Here is a 19,018-nt window from a genome sequence, read left to right as displayed (position 1 = left end):
AAGGCTCCTTCGACTCTATGAGATTGGCAGGCATGAGGCAATCCTGCCCTATTTCTGCATGAACCCTTTTTGCAGCAGGAACTCCTTCATCTGCAGCCGGGCAGGCTGGGCGAGACGCCCTGCCATCATCTCAGACCAAGGCGTATCCTTCTGCCCGCCGGTCCGTTCAAGCATGTAATCCTTCGTAATTTCATCATACAACTTCACCTGTCCTACAGATGCTTTAGCCTGATAGCTGTTATGATGCAGCACAGCCTGGAGCGGAAGACGCGGGCGGATGCCGTTCACTCCGGCGGGATATCCAAGGCACATACCGAATACCGGATAGACCAGTTCTGGCAGTCCCAGCAGCTCAGACACTTCCGCAATATGATTGCGGACTCCTCCGATATAGACAATACCAAGGCCAAGCGACTCTGCGGCAACCGCCGCATTCTGTGCTGCCAGCGCTACGTCGACGGTGGCTACAATCAGGTTCTCGGTAGAATCCTCGTAGGATTCGGCTCCCTGCAGATAAGGTCTGCTGATCTCCCGCAGACGGTACAGATCGGCGCACCAGACCAGGAACACCGGGCACTGATCAATGTAGGCCTGATCTCCGGATAGCTTGGACAGCTGGGCTTTGATGGCAGGCTCCGTCACTGCAATGACCGAATAAGCCTGGACACTGCTGGAGGTTGAAGCCATCTGGCCCGCTCCGATGATGGCGGCCAGTTGTCCGTCGCTTACCGGCTTGTCCAGAAACTGGCGGACAGAGGTATGCCGGTTCAGCAGCTCAAGTGTTTCGTTATTGGGTTTCATGATCGATTCTCCTCGCTTTGCTCTATTTATAGGGTTGTTCCAGGTTCCTGGCTATCTCCTAATCCTTCAAGGATATTATGAACACAACACAAAGGGAACACAACTGGAACACTGATAACAAGGAGATTCACTCTATCCTCCGTTATCCACTTCACCTCTCTAGACAGACAATAGTCCCTTCTGATGAAACCGACTAGGCGTTTGAGAATGGCTTGAAGCTGATACTGCTCGGGATTGAGCAGGTGATAAAAGCGCAGAAGAAGCAGAACGAAAAAAAACCGCTCATCCAGTTGTCGGATGGGCGGTTTCGCTTGTATCTCCATTTGAAAAGTACACCAAGCAGGTAAGCGAAGCTGATACAGGACAATCCGGCCCGCGGTGCTTCAACAACGGTATTTTTGCCGTTGTTTCAAGGTATTCCGGCCCGCGGCCGTAATCTACAGCTTCACCCGCTGCAGCCGCAGCGCGTTCAGGACAACCGAGACCGAGCTGAAAGCCATTGCAGCACCGGCGAGCCATGGAGCGAGGAAACCCAAGGCAGCAATCGGAATGCCAATTGTATTGTAGGCCAGTGCCCAGAACAGATTCTGCTTGATGTTCCGCATCGTTCTGCGGCTCATCATGACTGCATCCGGGATGCTCATCAGGTCACCGCGCATCAAGGTGATATCCGCCGCTTCCATGGCCACATCGGTACCGGTACCGATGGCCATCCCGGTATCTGCTGTCGCCAGAGCAGGGGCATCGTTGATGCCGTCGCCGACCATGGCTACTTTGACTCCACCGCTTTGCAGCCTGCGGATCTCGGCAGCCTTGCCCTCTGGAAGCACCTCGGCCAGCACCGTATGGATGCCGGCCTGTTCGGCGATGGCCTGGGCCGTAATCTTATTGTCCCCGGTAATCATCACCACTTCAATGCCCATTTCATGCAGCTTGGCTACCGCTTCCCGCGAGGTTTCCTTGATGGTATCAGCAACCGCTACAACCCCCGCGATCACCCCTTCCACAGACACAAGCATCGCGGTTTTCCCTTGATGCTCCAGCTTCGTCATGAGCGGCTCCCATGGACCAGGCAACGCACCGCCTTCCTCCATCATTCTGCGTGTACCTACGCTCACAGATTGTCCGTCAACCACTGCTGAAATCCCGCGTCCCGGAACCGCCTGGAACTGTCCTGCTTCAGGCAATTCCAGACCTCTGGCTTCAGCACCGGCGACGATGGCATCCGCCAGTGGGTGCTCTGAGAGCTTCTCCGCAGCCGCCGTAAGGGAGAGCAGACGGTTCTCGGCATTTCCCCTGCCATGCGCTGCTATGCCTGTTGTGGTAAGAATATCCGTCAATACCGGCTTGCCGCTTGTAACAGTTCCTGTCTTGTCGAGCACCACAACCTGAATCCCCTGAGCCGCTTCCAGATGCTCGCCGCCCTTGAACAGGATGCCGAATTCAGCTGCACGGCCCGATCCGGCCATAATCGAGGTAGGCGTGGCCAGACCCAGTGCACACGGACAGGCAATCACCAGCACAGCAATAGCCTTCTCGAGCGCCTCAGCGAACTGTCCAGGAGCACCCCATACGTACCAGATTACAAAGGTCACTGCCGCAATCGCCACCACAATCGGCACAAAGATCCCGGAGATCACATCAGCGATCCGCTGTATTGGCGCCTTAGAGCCCTGCGCTTCTTCGACCACTCTAATAATTTGCGCCAGCGCGGTATCTCGGCCTACCTTGCGGGCCTTGATCCGCAGCATGCCGTTTTTGTTCAGTGTGGCTCCGATTACACTGTCTCCCGGCTTCTTCTCCACCGGAATACTCTCTCCGGTCAGCATGGATTCATCCACAGAGGACAGCCCGTCAACGACCTCACCATCCACAGGGATCTTCGTACCCGGCTTCACGAGAACAAGATCTCCCGGAACCACTTCCTCTACAGGAATGCTAAGCTCAGCGCCGTCACGAATTACCAGTGCAGTCTTGGCCTGCAGGCCCATCAGGCTGCGGATCGCATCAGAGGAACGCCCTTTTGCCAGAGCTTCGAACCATTTCCCGACCAGAATCAGCGTAATCAGAATCGCACTGGTCTCATAGTACATATCCACGGCATGATTCATTCCGGTCATGCTCAGGGAATCAATCGTCAGATACAAACTGTAGAAATAGGCCGCTGAGGTACCCAGCACTACCAATACGTCCATATTGGCGCTGCCGTTCTTCAGCGCCTTATAGGCACTGACATAGAATTGCCAGCCAATGATGAACTGCACCGGTGTCGCCAGCACCAGCTGGAACCAAGGATTCATCAGCAGCTCCGGTGTCCAGATCCAGTCTGTAAAAGAGAAATGGCCTGCCATCGCCCAGAGCAGCGGTAACGAGAGTATTGCAGCAATCATCCACTTATTCCGCTTGCGGAGGATCTCCTGCCCGCGCTGGTCAGCCTGTTCCTTGCGGTCCTGTTTCAGCGTTGCCTTGTACCCGATGCTGCTTACCTTCTCCATTATGTCGGATACGCCAACGTCTCCTGGCGAATACTCCACATGCGCCGTTTCCAGCGCCAGATTCACGTTCACGTCCGCAATGCCCGGCATGCGTCCCAGCACCTTCTCAATCCGTGCAGAACAGGCTGCACAGGTCATTCCTGAGATGTCGAAATCCACGGACTCCTTGCGGGTATCATACCCTAACGAACGGATCTTCTCCTCGATTTGCGGCACTCCCGCAACCGCTGGATCATAGCCGATTGTTGCCTGCTCCAGCGCCAAATTCACATTCGCCTTCGATACTCCCTCCATACGGGAGAGCCCCTTCTCAATCCGTGCCGCGCAAGCAGAACAGGTCATTCCTGTAATCTGCAGCGTGGTGTGCTTAAGGGCGGGATCAGCTGTCTTCTCCATTTATACGCACCCCCATACCCCTAAGGGGTATAATATTTTGTAAAATAAAAGGCATTGGCGCCTCTGAAATCTCAAGGATTCCCTGCTCCAAGCCTTTATATGCTGATTTTCTATTAGACTACGTCGTATCCCTGATCCTCAATGGCCGCTTTAATTGCGCTTAGGCTCACTTTGTTCTCATCATAATCAACGGCTACCTTCTTAGCTTGCAGATCCACCTTTGCTGTGGCGCCCACTCCGCTTACCGCTTTCTCGACCGCACTCACACAATGACCACAGGACATTCCTTCTACATTCAACGTTGCATTAGACATATTAACCCTCCTAAAAGTTTTGTTAGACTTATTTCATCAGCTTATTGACCGTGATCAGCAGCTCGTCGATAACCTCATGTTCTCCGGCCTCAATCCGCTCGATAATACAGCTCTTCATATGCCCTTCAAGCAGCAGCTTGCCGACGCTGTTCAGTGCCGCCTGGACCGCCGCCAGCTGGTTGAGCACATCATCGCAGTACGTATCCCGCTCGATCATGCCTTTGACACCGCGGATTTGGCCCTCAATCCGGTTGAGACGGGTAGTGAGCCCGCTCTTGAATTCCGCTGAATGATGACTTTTACGTACACCGGGAGCAGAAGGATGACCATCATTTCCGCAGGAATGCTCCGCGTGCTCCTTCTCATTTGTAGACACAGGAATCAGCCTCCTCAATATCAATATAATATACCCCCCATGGGTATGTCAATACCCAATCCGCCTTTCCTGAACCCTCACGAACAAACCCTATATTTGTCATGATTTAGCAGGATTTTCCGATTCGGAATCGAATGTATATCTCTGAGGCTCCTTTAAATCCGTTTGGTCGAATTCTACAATTTCACGAACGCAGAGGAGGGGTAGCATTGTTCAAATGCATAACCGGCAACCACTTGAAGAACAAGGGACACTTGTACTCCTTAATAATATGCTCAATTGGTCTGGGCTTGTTTGTAATTTATAGTGAAGGTTCACTGCAGCACTTCCCTTCCGCCACTTGGGGCTGGATTACCGCCATGGCGGGGGCGGCAGTGATTCTGACGATCTTCACCTTTCAGCTTCCTCCACAGGGGAACGGGCTGTCGCTCGACTCCTCTGTTTACTTGGCCTGTATTTTTGTCTATGGCCCTTCCTTCAGTCTTACGGCTCTGCTGCTGAGCTCCCTGGTGCTCATTCTCGTCGAATGGGGGAGAACAGCGTGGTGGAAGCATCTCAATAATTTTGCCGTATACTGCATCATGATTACATCCGCTTCTTCTGTCTTCAAGATGCTCGGCGCCGTGCCGGGACCGCTGCTCAGCCACCACCTGGAGGCCTATGTAAGCGCAATGGCTGTATATTTTATCCTGAACACGCTGCTGATCAGCCTCTATTATTACATTATTTTTCACAAAAATTTGTACGACACCCTCAAAGGAATGCTGACAGATACCCTCCTGGCCTATTCCAGTACCCTGGTGCTGTCCCTGGTCTTGACCATTCTGCTATATCACAATCACATGGTGGGGCTTGGCTTGTTCCTGTGCCTCAGTATTCTCATCTCCTATGCCTTCAAACGATTGTTCAGCATGTATCGCGATATCGAGGAACGCTCCAACCGCGATCAACGGACAGGATTATTCAACCACAGTTACTTTGAGCTTGCGCTGGAAGAAGAAATGCGCAGTTCGCAAACCGGCGGCAAGGCTCTTTCCCTGGCGATGATCGATATTGATGATTTCAAAAAGTACAATGATCATTTCGGCCATCTTAAGGGCGACGGGTTGATCGTTTTTTTGGCGGAGCTGCTGAAGCGGGAGACCCGGAATACGAGTATTATTCTTTCCCGCTATGGAGGGGAAGAATTCACACTGCTGATGCCCGGCTATGACGCAGCAGCGGCCAGAAATTTTATCGAATCCCTGCGCAAAACGCTCAACCATTCCCGATTTGAAGGCAGCGAAATTTTCCCTCAGGGCTGTCTGGCCTTCTCTGCCGGCATCGCCGCATACCAGCCGGATGTCCATTTCAAATCCGAGCTTGTTGACCATGCAGACCAGGCACTCTACTATGCCAAAAAACAGGGAAAAAACCTCGTTCATGTCTATGGGAGCCAGTCGCTGCTGGAGCAAGACATCGATTTCAGCCAGGATGTGCGGGATATTGAGCAGCAGCTGAACCTGTTCATGTACAAGGATCTGGAGACCTTCAAGCATTCGAAGCGCGTCTTCCGCTATGCGGTGGACATCAGCGAGCTGCTGCAGCTCGACCCTCTCACCAGACGGCAGTTTACACTGGGCGCACTGATTCACGACATCGGCAAGCTGGAGATTCCCTGGGGAATCCTGAACAAAAAGGACAAGCTGTCACCCGAAGAGTGGGAAATGGTCAAATGGCATGTCACCTGGGGCAGAGAAATGGCGTTAACTAATGATAAATTCAAGGAGCTCGCCCCCTACATCGAGCTGCATCACGAGCGCTACGACGGCCAAGGTTATCCTTACGGCTTCAAATATGAAGAAATCCCCCGGCTATGCCGGATGCTGACCATCATTGACTCCTTCGACGCCATGACCACCGAACGGCCCTACCAGCCGACGAAGTCATTCCAAGAAGCCATTATTGAGCTTCGCGCCTGTGCCGGCAGCCAATTCGACCCTGATCTGACCGAGCTGTTCATCCAATACATCCAGAAGCAAGACTCCATCAGTAGTGAAGCGGCGATCCACATAAGCTGAACTATATAAAAATAAAATTGTTGTTATTTATATCCCTCATTATTGCAATACTTAGTTCTACTGCCGTTCTTGTATAAGGGCGGCGGTTATTTGTGTTTTGCGTTTTGTATGATTTCAAGACCTGAACAGAAAAAATTTTTGTTAAAAATGCAGTAAAATAAGGCTTGCTACCCTATTCAAATTTGACTATAATAAGGCTCTCAAAACATTTTCAGAAGGAGTATTCAAACCATGAATAGTAAAGAAAGCAACCTGAAGCTTGTTGTTGTCGGTCTGCTGCTCGGTATTCTAATGTCCGCAATGGACAATACCATCGTAGCTTCAGCTATGGGCACTATCGTCTCCGACCTTGGCGGACTCGATAAAATCGTCTGGGTAACCTCGGCTTATATGGTTATGGTTATGGCCGGAACGCCGATCTTCGGCAAGCTGTCCGATATGTATGGCCGGAAACGTTTTTTCATCTTTGGCCTGATCGTATTCCTGGCCGGCTCTGCACTATGCGGAACGGCAACCAGTATCACACAGCTCAGTATATACCGGGCTATTCAGGGTATTGGCGGCGGGGCACTTATGCCGATTGCCTTCACCATTGTGTTCGATATCTATCCCCCGGAAAAAAGAGGCAAGCTGACCGGACTCTTCGGTGCCGTCTTCGGGATTTCGAGCGTGCTTGGCCCCTTGCTTGGTGCTTATATTACCGACTATGTAGGCTGGCAGTGGGTATTCTACATCAATCTGCCGATTGGTATCGTCGCTTTTATTCTGATCACTGTGTCCTACAAAGAATCCGTCTCCCACTCCAAACAGCGTATTGACTGGGGCGGCGCCTTCACTCTGGTGGGTGCCATTATCTGCCTGATGTTTGCCCTGGAGCTGGGCGGCAATCAATATACCTGGGATTCGGCTCAGATTCTCGGGTTGTTCGCCGGCTTCGCCGTACTGCTGATTGCCTTCCTGTTCATTGAACGGGTAGCACCGGAAGCAGTCATTTCCTTCGCCATGTTCCGCAACCGGTTATTTGCAACCAGCAGTCTGCTGGGTTTGTTCTACGGCTCCGCCTTCATTGTCGCCACAGTATACATTCCTATTTATGTACAAGGGGTATACGGTGGTTCGGCTACAAACTCAGGGCTGATCCTCATGCCGATGATGATCGGTACAGTCATCGGCAGCCAGGTTGGCGGACTGCTTACCACCAAGACCAGCTTCCGCAACATTATGCTGTTATCTGCGGTATGCTTCGTGGCTGGAGTGTTCTCCTTAAGCACGCTGACCCCGGATACTTCCCGCCTGATGCTTAATGTGTTCATGGCGCTGACCGGATTTGGTGTAGGTTTCTCTTTCTCCGTGCTCAGTATGTCCTCAATCCACCATTTCGACATGCGTCAGCGCGGCTCCGCTACTTCGACCAGTACCTTTATGCGTTCACTGGGAATGACGCTGGGCATTACAATCTTTGGGATTATCCAACGCAACAGCTTCACGAATGAGCTTAGTAATGCTTTTGGCGCAGGTGCAGATACTTCGTCCTTCGGAGATCCCCGGTCGGCCTTGACTCCGCAAGCCAGAGCCCAGATTTCTGCTCCTGTGCTGGAGAAGATCACGAATGCACTGTCCGGTTCAATTTCCCATACCTTTATGTGGGCGCTGGTTCCGGCTGTGCTGGGATTTGTTTTTGTCCTCCTGATGCCGGGCGACCGTCTCAAGGTTCACAGCAAAAAGCAGCAACCGGCTGGCAATCAGGGTTAAGCCGTTATGTCCATGAAGATGGTGATTCTCGGTCTGCTGCTGGAACGGGATATGCACCCCTATGAGATTAAGCTGGTAATGAAAGAACGGACGATGGACCAGATGATGAAGCTTCAGATGGGGTCTTTATACTATGCTGTAGACAAAATGGCCAAAGAAGGCCACATTGAAACCGTAGAGGTTATTCACAGCAATGACCGTCCGGACAAGACGATCTACCGCATCACCGATAAAGGCAAGGACCTGTTCCAGCAGTTGATTCTGCAGCAGATCAAAAAGAACGAATTGATCTTCAACCCGCTGTATACTGCGCTTGCGTTCTCCCGTCATATTGATCAAAGTAAGGTCGAGAAGTTGCTGGAGGAACGGATTCGGGAAACCGAACATAAAGTGAATTTTGCCTATCAGGTGTATGAGGAGCATATTGCCATCGTCCCACGCTCGGTGCTTCATGCGATGTATGGCAAATATGAGCACAGTCTTATCGAACTGAAATGGCTGAAGCGCCTCTATACGGATGTGTCCGAACGGAAAATGAATGATATCGGTACACCGCTTGATTTGTAGGATGGCATGCTTAGGTTTGGAAAGAGGCCCCCGGGGGCCTCTTTCCTGTTTACAGGGGAGGAAATCCGTTTATTAATGAGCAAACTGCCGAAAGTGAGGAGAAGCCACATGGACAAAGATAAAAAGCTCCAAGGAGATAACCGTGACCACCCTGAGCAATATCCCACAGAGAACCCCAGCCTGTTCGATCTGGACGAAAGTGAACAGAATGTTGATCCGATCCCCATGGAGGATTTGAATCTGGAGAAGCAGGAAGAAAAAGATAAGGAAGGCACCAAACACCGTTCCTCCAGTGACAAAAAGTACCATACCGGATTCTAAAGAGGTACACTATGCTCAGAGCTGTCATTTTATCGTTACGGAGGGATCATCTTGCTGAGAACGCTACCACTGAACCAACGCGGAGTCCCGGCCAGCCGCATTGCCTTGGGCTGCATGGGACTTGGCGGAGGCTGGGATCATGAACCGATTACAGCTGAACAAGTAAAGCAGGGCCATGAAGCGGTAGAAGCCGCGCTGGACATCGGCATCAACTTTTTTGATCATGCCGATATTTATACCCGCGGAAAAGCTGAAAAGATCTTCGGACAGATTTTCAAGGACCGTCCGGGCCTGCGGGAAGAGATCATTCTGCAATCCAAATGCGGAATCAAGCTGATCGAACCGGGAGAATCCTCCAATGTCTTCGATCTCTCCCGGGAGCATATCCTGAGCAGTGTCGATGGGACTCTTGCCCGCCTGGGAACGGAGTATATCGACATCTTGCTGCTCCACCGGCCAGATCCACTAATGGATCCCGAAGAAGTCGCCGAAGCGCTGCACCAGCTCAAGGCGGCGGGAAAGGTGCGGCATTTCGGGGTCTCTAATATGAGCGCAGCCCAGATCAAGCTGCTTCAGACTTATTGCGATGAACCCTTCATCGTCAACCAGCTGCACATGAGCCTGGCCAAAATCAGCTGGGTCGATGCCGTGATCAGTGTTAACCGGGAGCCCTGGAAAGATATCACTTTCCCCGAGGGCACCATCGAGCACTGCCGCGCTGAGAACATCCAGCTTCAGGCCTGGGGCCCACTGGCCCAGGGAATATTCAGCGGACGCCCTCTGGACGGGCAGCCGGAGAATATTGTGAACACCGCCGCTATGGTGAAGGCGCTGGCCGAAGAGAAGAATACAACGCCGGAGGCGATTGTCCTCTCCTGGCTGATGAGTCATCCGGCCGCAATCCAGCCTGTCATCGGTACGGTCAATCCGCAGCGGATCGCCGCCTGCAGAGATGCGGACAGACTGGAGCTGTCCCGCAGGGAATGGTATGACCTGTACGTCAGCTCACGCGGCGAGAAGCTGCCTTAAGACTTGTATGACTTCTCCGCTGACAGCGGTGTTTGCTCCCTTATCTTAATAGAGGCTGACCTCCCTGAAGGAGTTGGATAATATCCTACCTCTAGCCCTGTACGTCATAATCGACCGCTCTTTAGGCGGATTAATCCCCTGACAAGAGTCGTGCTTTTCGCACGGCTCTTTTTCAGCTCCTCCCCACCACGCTCTCCACCAAACAAACGCCCCCACTACTTCGTTCTTTATTAAGAACATTTTACGAAAAACAGCGATTAAGAAAGCTATAGGCAGATAAATATGTGATTTATGGTCTTTATTGCGAACATTCAGACGAAATTAACATTTTTCTTTTGGCCTGCAGACAGTGTATGATTTCCTTACGAAAACGTTCTTAATTAAGAACGAATATAGCGAATAATATCAATAGGAAGTTATGAGAGGGGGGCCCGCCTCTGTACCCCAGATCCGCCAAACGGCGTAAAAGAAAAAATCAAAAAAATGCTCTTCGCATCCTGCAATCCGGAATGGCCATATCCGTTCTTCTGCTGTATACCTCTGGCCAAGTCGGCAGTACTTACGGAGGGTTTAACGGTACTGCAGAGACAGTCAGCACCATTGGTTTTTGTAGTGTGTTCCCGGATTCCATCAAGCAGCTGCTCAATGAATTGGAAGGACATCTCCAGGCTGCTGAAGCTCTAAAAGCAACTTTGAAAGGTTACAGTTCCCCTTCCGGCTTAACAGGCCTGTCTGGAATCGAGTCTATGTCTTTGGAAGAACTTGATCTGGCGGAGAACGAAATTTCAAAGCAGGTTACTGATCTTCAATCTGAACGGAGTGCTATCGAGGGGCAGCAGGCCGCCAACCGTGAGATTTGGAACGGGATTCACGCAGAGATCAGCGCTGCTGCTGCAGTTGTGGCACAGATTGGAGGATATATGATCGAGCTCGATCCCAATTGTATGGAAATCAGGGATAAGCAATTTTTTGACGAAATGCAGAACAGCCTTAGTCAAAGCGGCGTGCTCTCTGAATCCTTTACGGCTTCCATAGCGGCAATCCTTCGTTATCTCGAGTCCATCCAGAACCGCAATACTCCATTATCCTTAACGGTTAATGAAGCTGTCTACAACCCATTCAATTCCAGCCTGGAAGAACCGTCAGAGCTCTTTCCAATCCTGACTGCTTTCAACCAGCCAAAGGAAGAGTTATCCATAGAGCTAATGTCTGCCTATGACAAGCTGGAGGCAGAGCTGAACAGTGCCATTGAGACTACAACAGCCAGCATATCAGGACTGGAGCAGCAGCAGCAGTTGATCAGCCAGACCCGCGTCAAGCGGCTTGAAGAGATCGAGAAGGCCCGCCAGGAAGAACTGGATAAGGCCAAGCTGGAGGAAGAATCCAAGGCAGCCCTCGAGAAACAGCAGAAGGAAGACGAAGAGAAGGCCAAAGCGGAAGCCTCTTCCAAACCGGAAGCATCACCTACTCCTGAGCCGAAAGCTACTCCTACACCTGAGGCCTCTCCTAAGCCTGAAACCGTTAAGGAACCTGAAGCCAGCGCCACTCCGGCACCTACTGCGGGCGACCAGATTACCCCTCCGGATGGGGATGTGGTAGAGATACCTTCCGAACAACCCCAGGCAACAGAGTCTCCGATGACAGGTCCGCAAAAGACTGCATCACCTTCGGAGCCACAACTCAATAAAGGTGGAGACTGACATGCTTATCAAAAAAATAATCAGCCAGATATTATCCGCATTGATGATTTTGATCTTTGTGGTACTGCTAGCAGCTGTTGTGGTGTCCAGGGCCTCGGGAGGCGAACCCACCCTTTTTGGATATGAGATAAAATCGGTGCTTTCCGGTTCAATGGAGCCTGGTATTCAAACCGGATCCATTGTCGCCCTGAAGCCCGGAGGAGATATGACCCGGTTCAAAAAAGGGGATGTCATTACCTTTCTTAGCGAGGGCAATATTCTGATCACTCACCGTATTGTGGATGCTTCAGCCAAGAATGCTAACGGCGAGGTCATCTATCATACAAAAGGCGATAATAATGACGCTGCGGATATGACACCCGTAAGTTCCGGAAATATCGTGGCCGAGTACACCGGTGTTACCGTTCCTTATATAGGATATGCCATGAATTTCGCCGCCTCCAAAGCAGGCAGTGTGGTTCTGATGATCGTACCTGGATTACTGCTCCTGCTCTATGCGCTCTACAGCTCATGGAAAGCTCTTACGGCTCTTGAGAAAAAGAACACCCCACTTCTGGAGACACCTCCGGGAACTGACACACAGCCCTGATCCGGTTGTCCGCTTCCGCTTACGAAACGGAAGATACAATATATACATTTATCATTCGCTTCACAAATCAAAGGAGGAATATGAATATGGGTATCAAAAAAACATTGGGTTTTGGTATGGCGTCGGCAGCACTCGGTTTGTCTTTGATTGGGGGAGGTACCTTTGCATATTTCAGTGACACCGCTACAAGTACAGCAACTTTTGCGGCCGGCACACTGGATCTGAACTCGGATCCCTCCGTCATCGTAGATATCCCTAACCTGAAACCGGGTGATACTGTAACCAGATCCTTCAAGCTCAAAAATGACGGAACCCTTGATATCGGCTCTATTCTGCTCAAAACTACCACAGAGGTTACCGATACCCTCGGTGACAACAACGGTGTAGATCTCAGCAAATTCATCAAGGTCAAATTCCTGAAGAACAATGATAAAGGAACAATTCTCACACCGGAAGTTGTTGTGTACGAAACCACACTGGATGCCCTGAAGAGCCAAACCCCTGATCTTGTAAACAATACCGGCCTGGATCAGATCTGGACGGAAGCCGATGGTATCAAAGCCAATAGCAGCGATAGCTTTACGGTTAAGTTCGAGTTCGTAGATAACGGTGAAGTACAGAATTACTTCCAGAAGGATAAGCTGAAACTGACTTGGAACTTCGAAGCGAAGCAAGGCCCTAAAAAAGACTATTAATCCATAGCCGACTGCAATCTGAAAGCAGCCTGTTCTGATTCCGGTTCCGGAGCAGAATAGGCTGCTTTTGCCCCTTATTACGTTGATTTTTGTCCATTTTACGGAAATTTGTTATACTGACAAGTGGAAACGGCTGCGCATTCCTTTACAAGCGTATAATTCCGAAGCAGCAATACCCCGTATTGCTTCAGGGGGCCGTTTCAGCGAGAAATATAAGGATGATGATGGTGCAGAACCTAATCCTCATATTTTAACAAAAAGTACGGAGGGGCGTTGCAATCGTGCCGGATAATATGGGAAGTCGCATCCACCAACTCCGTCTGGAAAAAGGCTGGTCTTTATCCGAATTGGCGGACAAGGCAGATGTGGCAAAATCATACTTAAGCAATGTAGAAAGAAATATTCAATCCAACCCCTCAATTCAATTTATCGAAAAAATCGCCGATGCGCTCCAGGTGTCTATTCACAGCCTGCTCTACGGCGACCCTTCAGAAACTGACGAATCCGCACTAGATGGCGAATGGTTCCGACTCGTTCAGGAAGCCATGGCTTCCGGTATAAGCAAGCGGGAATTCAAAGAGTTCCTAGATTATCAAAAATGGCGTCTGGAGCAAAAGGATCAATAATGGCCGTTTGTTCGTAAACGATACAGAAAAGGGCACAGCGTATGACCGCTATGCCCTTTTCTGTATGTATTCCCGCAAAGTGAACGCCCCTACATCGCCTGCAACGCTGACTTTTCTCTTAAAAACCGGCGGATTTCATCCGCATCGATGCCTGCCTTCTTCGCCGACATCAGCAAATACACCCATTCTAGATCCAGATCACCCATCAGCAGTTCTCCGTCATTTCCCTGGTTGGACTTTTCCAAGATATCTCCTCCTAGAATATTTGCGTCCCCAGGCAGTCCAGCCGTCGTAGTAGATAGAGAATTCTACATTAGACCCGAGACTTTGTGTCCCTGCCTTTCAGCAGGTTTACCCTTTACTGGATCCTTTACATGAAAGGATCTGGTTAGAAATAAATGAAACCGTTATCCGCAACTACATTATATAATATCTTACAAGAAAAGTGTGTCGATTTCTGGGAATTTTTTTAGTGTAAGTAGTGCAAAAGAATAGTTTTTTTGCTGGGATTTGTCCAAGAGCTATGACTTTAGAAAGAGTTTTAGGAGCATATACGGTTATACATGGGTAATTATTACCGTAGAGTTCGATTCAGAACCACCTTCTGGCAACCGATATCTCTTTTTCATCATTCATGGACTGAATCATGCCGTTTTGCGAACGGATTCCCCGAAAGTATGAATTGATTACATGCCTTGAAAGTAGCACAATAAGATGAGGAATGAAACCGCAAACATCGCAGCTCCACCCATCGCTCAAGCCACATGCGGCACGTGGAGTTCATCCGTTAGGAGGATGTATTCATGGCAGTAAAAGAGCCCTATAACGAATCCATTTGGAGTAAGTATCACGGCCCCAATCTGGGCTACATTCAAGAGAAATATGAGCAATTTGTTCATGATCCCTCATCCGTAGAACATCATTACCGCGATTTATTCACTGTATCGGGCCCTCCTCCGCTCGCTCCGGATACTGTTCCGGACCCGCAGCCTGCTCTTTCGGGAGGCACCGAGTGGCTTCGAAAGGCCGTACGAGCTTCCAAGCTAATCACCAATATTCGTATATATGGCCATATGGCCGCCAATATCGATCCGCTGGAGCAGGGGAACAACCCCATGGCGAAGTGGCTGGATTATGAGACTTATGATCTGACCCGCGAGGACCTGATTGCCTTGCCTGCTTCGCTGATCTGGGAGAATTCACCGCCGGATGTCCATACCGCGTGGGATGCCGTTCACCGGATGCGTCAGGCGTATACGCAGACTATTGCCTACGAGTTCGGACATGTGCATGACGAACAGGAGCTTCGCTGGCTGAACAGCCAGGCGGAATCCACCAGCTCTCCTGCTCCACTGAATAATACCGAACGCAAGGAACTGTTGAACCGCCTGATCCAGGTGGAGCAGTTCGAAACCTTCCTGCATAAGACTTTTGTCGGCCAGAAACGCTTCAGCCTGGAAGGCAATGACGCGCTGGTGCCCATGCTGGACGAGATTGTCCGTGCCGCAGCGCATGATGGCGCAGAGCATATTCTGATGGGTATGGCCCACCGCGGGCGTCTGAATGTGCTGGCTCATATACTCGGCAAACCTTATGATATTATTTTCTCGGAATTCCATCACTCCCCGAACAAGGAGCTCTTCCCTTCTGAAGGCTCCATGGGGATTAACTATGGCTGGACCGGCGATGTGAAATACCATCTGGGTGCTGACCGTGCCGTACGCGAAGGCGAGACTGTCCGGACACGTATCACCCTGGCCAATAACCCGAGCCATCTGGAATTCGTCAATCCTGTCGTTGAAGGATTCACCCGTGCAGCCCAGGAAGACCGGAAATCTGCGGGTTTGCCGCAGCTCGACACGAACAAGGCCATGGCCGTGCTGATGCACGGGGATGCCGCTTTTCCGGGTGAAGGGATTGTTGCGGAAACGCTCAACATCGGCAAGCTCAAAGGGTACTCCAACGGTGGTACGGTGCATATTATCGTCAACAACCGGATTGGCTTCACTACCGAGAGTGAAGATTCCCGCTCCACCCATTATGCCAGCGACCTTGCCAAAGGCTATGAAATTCCTGTGGTTCACGTCAACGCCGATGATCCGGAAGCCTGCATCTCGGCTGTCCGCTTGGCCTGTGCCTACCGCAACCAGTTCAAAAAGGATTTCGTAATCGATCTGATCGGATACCGCCGCCACGGCCATAATGAGATGGATGATCCAGAGACCACTCAGCCGATCGTATATGGCAGAGTGCGGAACCATCCGACCGTCTACCGTGTCTATGCAGAGCGCCTGCAGCGGGAGAAGCTCATTACAGCAGATGATGTGAACCAGATGAACACGGATGCCGAGAAAGTGCTGCAGGAAGCCTTCGATCTGATGAAGGAGGGCAAGCGCAAGAACGGTGAAGCCAAGAACTCTGTGCCGCTTGAGACGGAGGTAACCCAGCCGCAATCTACCGCGGTACAGCTGGAATCGCTCCAGCAGATCAACCGTGAGTTGCTGACCGTACCGGACGGCTTCAAGGTCTATCCGAAGCTGGAGCGGATTCTGCAGCGCCGCAAGGATGCGCTGAATGACGGGGAACGGGTGGACTGGGCACTGGCCGAAACCCTGGCATTCGCCACCATCCTGAAGGATGGAACACCGATCCGCCTGAGCGGTCAGGATTCCCAGCGCGGGACCTTTGCCCACCGCCATCTGGTACTGCACGACAGCGAGACCGGCGCGCTGTTCTCTCCGCTCCACCAGCTCAGTGATTCCAAGGCCTCCTTCGGGGTGTATAACAGTCCCCTCTCGGAAGCCTCGGTACTTGGCTACGAATATGGCTACAATGTATTCGCGCCAGAAACCTTCGTAATCTGGGAAGCACAGTATGGTGACTTCGCCAATGCTGCCCAGGTTATCATTGACCAGTTCATTGCTGCCGGACGCGCAAAATGGACACAGCGCAGCAATCTGACGATTCTGCTGCCGCATGGTTATGAAGGGCAAGGCCCTGAGCACTCCAGCGGCCGGCTGGAACGGTTCTTGCAGCTCTCTGCTGAGGAGAACTGGACCGTGGCGAACCTTAGCTCCGCTGCGCAGTATTTCCACCTTCTGCGCCGCCAGGCTGCCTTGTGCGGCAAGGGCGATGCCCGCCCGCTCGTGATCATGGCTCCGAAGAGCCTAATCCGTAACCCGCGCAGCACCTCCGCTGGAGCTGAGCTGGCCTCCGGCGGATTCCAGCCTGTACTGCCCGAGCCGCTTCTTGGCGGTAGCCCGGGAGAGATCAAACGGCTGGTCGTGTGCAGCGGCAAGGTGACCCTTGATCTGCAGACCGAGCTGGAAGCTGCCAAGGATCAGGATTGGTCCTGGCTGCATATCCTCCGTCTGGAGCAGCTCTATCCGTTCCCCGAACGGGAACTGGCGGCACACTTAAGCTCGATGGGTTCCCTTACCGAGATCGTGTGGCTTCAGGAAGAACCAAAGAACATGGGCGGCTGGAGTTATGCTGAGCCCCGGCTGCGGGCTATCGCCCCGCAGAACGTCAAGGTTCAGTATATCGGCCGTCCGGAGCGTTCCAGCCCGGCCAGCGGTTATGCCGACGTGCATACTTTTGAACAGCGTCGTATAGTAACAGAAGCCCTGAAATTGAACTCGCAAGTACAAGCGGCTGTACCGTCCTCCAGATAGAGGGCGGTGTCACGATATCATAAACTATACTATTTGGGGAGGTAAGGGCCTGTGTCCGAAATTAAAGTACCCGATTTGGGCGAATCTATTTCCGAAGGAACCATTTACAAATGGCTGGTAAAAGAGGGCGATACGGTCGGCCAGGGGGATGTGCTGGCTGAGCTGGAGACTGACAAGGTCAACCTGGAGATCAGTGCGGAGGAGGACGGCGTCATCTCCTCCATTCTGCGCCAGGCCGGCGAGAATGTAGCCGTCGGCGAAGCGATCGGCATCATCGGCGCCGGCACGGCAGGCGCCGCTGCGCCGCAGAGCGCTGCGGCCGGCAACCCGGAGGCTCCTGCTGCGAGCAGCGAAGCTCCGGTCGCCGCCGCACCACAGGCCGCGGCGCCAGCTATTCCCGCCGCACCGGAAGCAGCGGCGGCAAGCTCTGCGGCCCTGGCTTCGCCGGGGGCGCGCAAGCTCGCGCGGGAGCGGGGCATCGACCTCGGCGAGGTCAGCGCCCGCGACCCCATCGGCCGGATCGCTACGGCCGATGTGAAGGGCCATGGCGCAGCCGGGCCGGAGGCCGCTGCGCCAAGCGCTCCGGCAGCGGCGGCCACGCCTGCGCCGGTGAAGCCTGCGGCGGCAAGCTCTGCGCCGCAGGAGGATGGCAAAGCCGTCGAGCGCAAGCGCATGTCGCGCAGACGGCTGACGATCGCAAGCCGCCTCGTCGAGGCGCAGCACACAGCGGCTATGCTGACCACCTTCAACGAGGTGGACATGACCGCGATCCTCGACATCCGCAAGCGCCGCAAGGATGCCTTCAAAGAGAAGCATGATGTCGGACTCGGCTTCATGTCCTTCTTCACCAAAGCGGTGATCGGCGCACTCAAGGCCTATCCGCTGCTGAACGCAGAGATCGACGGTGAGGATCTCCTGATCAAGAAATACTATGACATCGGCATTGCCGTGTCTGCCAAAGAAGGCCTCGTTGTGCCGGTCGTCCGCGATGCGGACCGGCTCAGCTTCCCGGAAATCGAACGGAAGATCGGTGAGCTGGCTTCCAAGGCCCGCACGAATACGCTAAGCCTGCCAGAGCTGCAGGGCGGCACCTTCACAATCACCAACGGCGGGGTATTCGGCTCGCTGATGTCGACACCGATCCTCAATACACCGCAGGTTGGTATTCTCGGCATGCATAAGATCCAGCTCCGTCCAATCGCCCTGGACGAAGAAAGAAGCGCCAACCGTCCGATGATGTACATCGCACTGTCCTACGATCACCGCATCGTGGACGGCTCGGAAGCCGTAAGCTTCCTGGTCAAAGTCAAAGAGCTGCTGGAAGATCCTGAGTCGCTGCTGCTGGAAGGCTAGTCTTCAATCTGATACCCGGCAAGCATAATCATCTCCTATCGAAGAGGCATACATGGACAGCTTCAGTCCATGTATGCCTCTTTTCTTATCGCTATATCCGCTATAAGCCCATTTACCGAACGGGTCCCCGTCCCCAAATGAACCGTTTCTCCTCCACCTAAAGCGTGGGTCGGGTTCATTTTGGGGTTTTTCAAATTATTCTGCTTGATGGGCCAGCTTATGATCTTGTTCAGTGAGCTCTGCTTACATAAAGCCTATAATGAAAGTAAG

Annotated in this window: 17 protein-coding genes and 1 riboswitch; of the genes, 12 read left to right on the top strand and 5 right to left on the bottom strand. The window is 52.3% G+C overall.

Annotated elements, in window-relative coordinates:
• Nucleotides 1-48: 48 nt before the first annotated feature.
• From nfsA to ACAN54_RS17935, 4 genes are all read right to left on the bottom strand, one after another.
• On the bottom strand, nt 49-801 hold the full coding sequence (gene nfsA, locus ACAN54_RS17950; protein WP_379158133.1) for an oxygen-insensitive NADPH nitroreductase: 753 nt from the start codon (nt 799-801) through the stop codon (nt 49-51).
• 437 nt (nt 802-1,238) lie between these two features.
• On the bottom strand, nt 1,239-3,692 hold the full coding sequence (locus ACAN54_RS17945) for a heavy metal translocating P-type ATPase (RefSeq protein ID WP_379158130.1): 2,454 nt from the start codon (nt 3,690-3,692) through the stop codon (nt 1,239-1,241).
• Nucleotides 3,693-3,805: 113 nt separating this feature from the next.
• Nucleotides 3,806-4,006: a copper ion binding protein gene (locus ACAN54_RS17940; protein ID WP_379158127.1), complete on the bottom strand. Its 201-nt coding sequence runs from the start codon at nt 4,004-4,006 to the stop codon at nt 3,806-3,808.
• Between the two features lie 28 nt (nt 4,007-4,034).
• Entirely contained in the window at nt 4,035-4,382 is a 348-nt protein-coding gene (locus ACAN54_RS17935) for a metal-sensitive transcriptional regulator (protein WP_379158124.1), read from the bottom strand.
• Between the two features lie 209 nt (nt 4,383-4,591).
• Here ACAN54_RS17935 and ACAN54_RS17930 point away from each other — a divergent pair, with 209 nt between their 5' ends.
• The 10 genes from ACAN54_RS17930 to ACAN54_RS17885 all read left to right on the top strand — a co-directional run bounded on the left by ACAN54_RS17930 (nt 4,592) and on the right by ACAN54_RS17885 (nt 13,721).
• A complete protein-coding gene (locus tag ACAN54_RS17930) occupies nt 4,592-6,442 on the top strand; it encodes a bifunctional diguanylate cyclase/phosphohydrolase (protein WP_379158121.1) in 1,851 nt (616 codons plus the stop codon).
• 231 nt (nt 6,443-6,673) lie between these two features.
• Complete coding sequence (locus tag ACAN54_RS17925; RefSeq protein ID WP_379158118.1) at nt 6,674-8,194, top strand: MDR family MFS transporter; 1,521 nt, start codon at nt 6,674-6,676, stop codon at nt 8,192-8,194.
• A 12-nt stretch (nt 8,195-8,206) separates the two neighbouring features.
• Nucleotides 8,207-8,761 (top strand): PadR family transcriptional regulator, encoded by a 555-nt coding sequence (locus ACAN54_RS17920; protein WP_379158115.1) that lies wholly within the window; start codon nt 8,207-8,209, stop codon nt 8,759-8,761.
• Between the two features lie 108 nt (nt 8,762-8,869).
• On the top strand, nt 8,870-9,082 hold the full coding sequence (locus ACAN54_RS17915; protein ID WP_379158112.1) for a hypothetical protein: 213 nt from the start codon (nt 8,870-8,872) through the stop codon (nt 9,080-9,082).
• Nucleotides 9,083-9,133: 51 nt separating this feature from the next.
• Entirely contained in the window at nt 9,134-10,111 is a 978-nt protein-coding gene (locus tag ACAN54_RS17910) for an aldo/keto reductase (RefSeq protein WP_379158109.1), read from the top strand.
• Nucleotides 10,112-10,620: 509 nt separating this feature from the next.
• Nucleotides 10,621-11,811, top strand: a complete 1,191-nt coding sequence (locus tag ACAN54_RS17905; RefSeq protein WP_379158106.1) for a hypothetical protein — start codon at nt 10,621-10,623, stop codon at nt 11,809-11,811.
• A gap of 1 nt (nt 11,812) precedes the next feature.
• Entirely contained in the window at nt 11,813-12,400 is a 588-nt protein-coding gene (gene sipW, locus ACAN54_RS17900; protein ID WP_379158103.1) for a signal peptidase I SipW, read from the top strand.
• A gap of 86 nt (nt 12,401-12,486) precedes the next feature.
• Entirely contained in the window at nt 12,487-13,095 is a 609-nt protein-coding gene (locus tag ACAN54_RS17895; protein WP_379158100.1) for a TasA family protein, read from the top strand.
• Nucleotides 13,096-13,177: 82 nt separating this feature from the next.
• Nucleotides 13,178-13,387 carry a hypothetical protein gene (locus ACAN54_RS17890; protein ID WP_379158097.1) on the top strand — a complete coding sequence of 70 codons (210 nt, stop codon included), beginning with the start codon at nt 13,178-13,180 and terminating at the stop codon, nt 13,385-13,387.
• Nucleotide 13,388: 1 nt separating this feature from the next.
• Nucleotides 13,389-13,721, top strand: a complete 333-nt coding sequence (locus ACAN54_RS17885) for a helix-turn-helix domain-containing protein (RefSeq protein ID WP_379158094.1) — start codon at nt 13,389-13,391, stop codon at nt 13,719-13,721.
• 89 nt (nt 13,722-13,810) lie between these two features.
• Here the strand turns inward: ACAN54_RS17885 and ACAN54_RS17880 are convergent, their stop codons facing one another.
• Nucleotides 13,811-13,966: an anti-repressor SinI family protein gene (locus ACAN54_RS17880; RefSeq protein WP_379158091.1), complete on the bottom strand. Its 156-nt coding sequence runs from the start codon at nt 13,964-13,966 to the stop codon at nt 13,811-13,813.
• Between the two features lie 28 nt (nt 13,967-13,994).
• A riboswitch (cyclic di-GMP riboswitch) is annotated at nt 13,995-14,087 on the bottom strand.
• Between the two features lie 437 nt (nt 14,088-14,524).
• Here ACAN54_RS17880 and ACAN54_RS17875 point away from each other — a divergent pair.
• Together ACAN54_RS17875 and odhB are read left to right on the top strand one after the other, a co-directional pair.
• A complete protein-coding gene (locus tag ACAN54_RS17875; RefSeq protein ID WP_379158088.1) occupies nt 14,525-17,395 on the top strand; it encodes a 2-oxoglutarate dehydrogenase E1 component in 2,871 nt (956 codons plus the stop codon).
• A gap of 51 nt (nt 17,396-17,446) precedes the next feature.
• Entirely contained in the window at nt 17,447-18,748 is a 1,302-nt protein-coding gene (gene odhB / locus ACAN54_RS17870) for a 2-oxoglutarate dehydrogenase complex dihydrolipoyllysine-residue succinyltransferase (protein ID WP_379158085.1), read from the top strand.
• Nucleotides 18,749-19,018 lie beyond the last annotated feature (270 nt).

Source organism: Paenibacillus diazotrophicus, from assembly GCF_042610465.1.
Note: the sequence above shows the minus strand (reverse complement) of the source record. Positions and strands in the feature narration are given on the sequence as shown.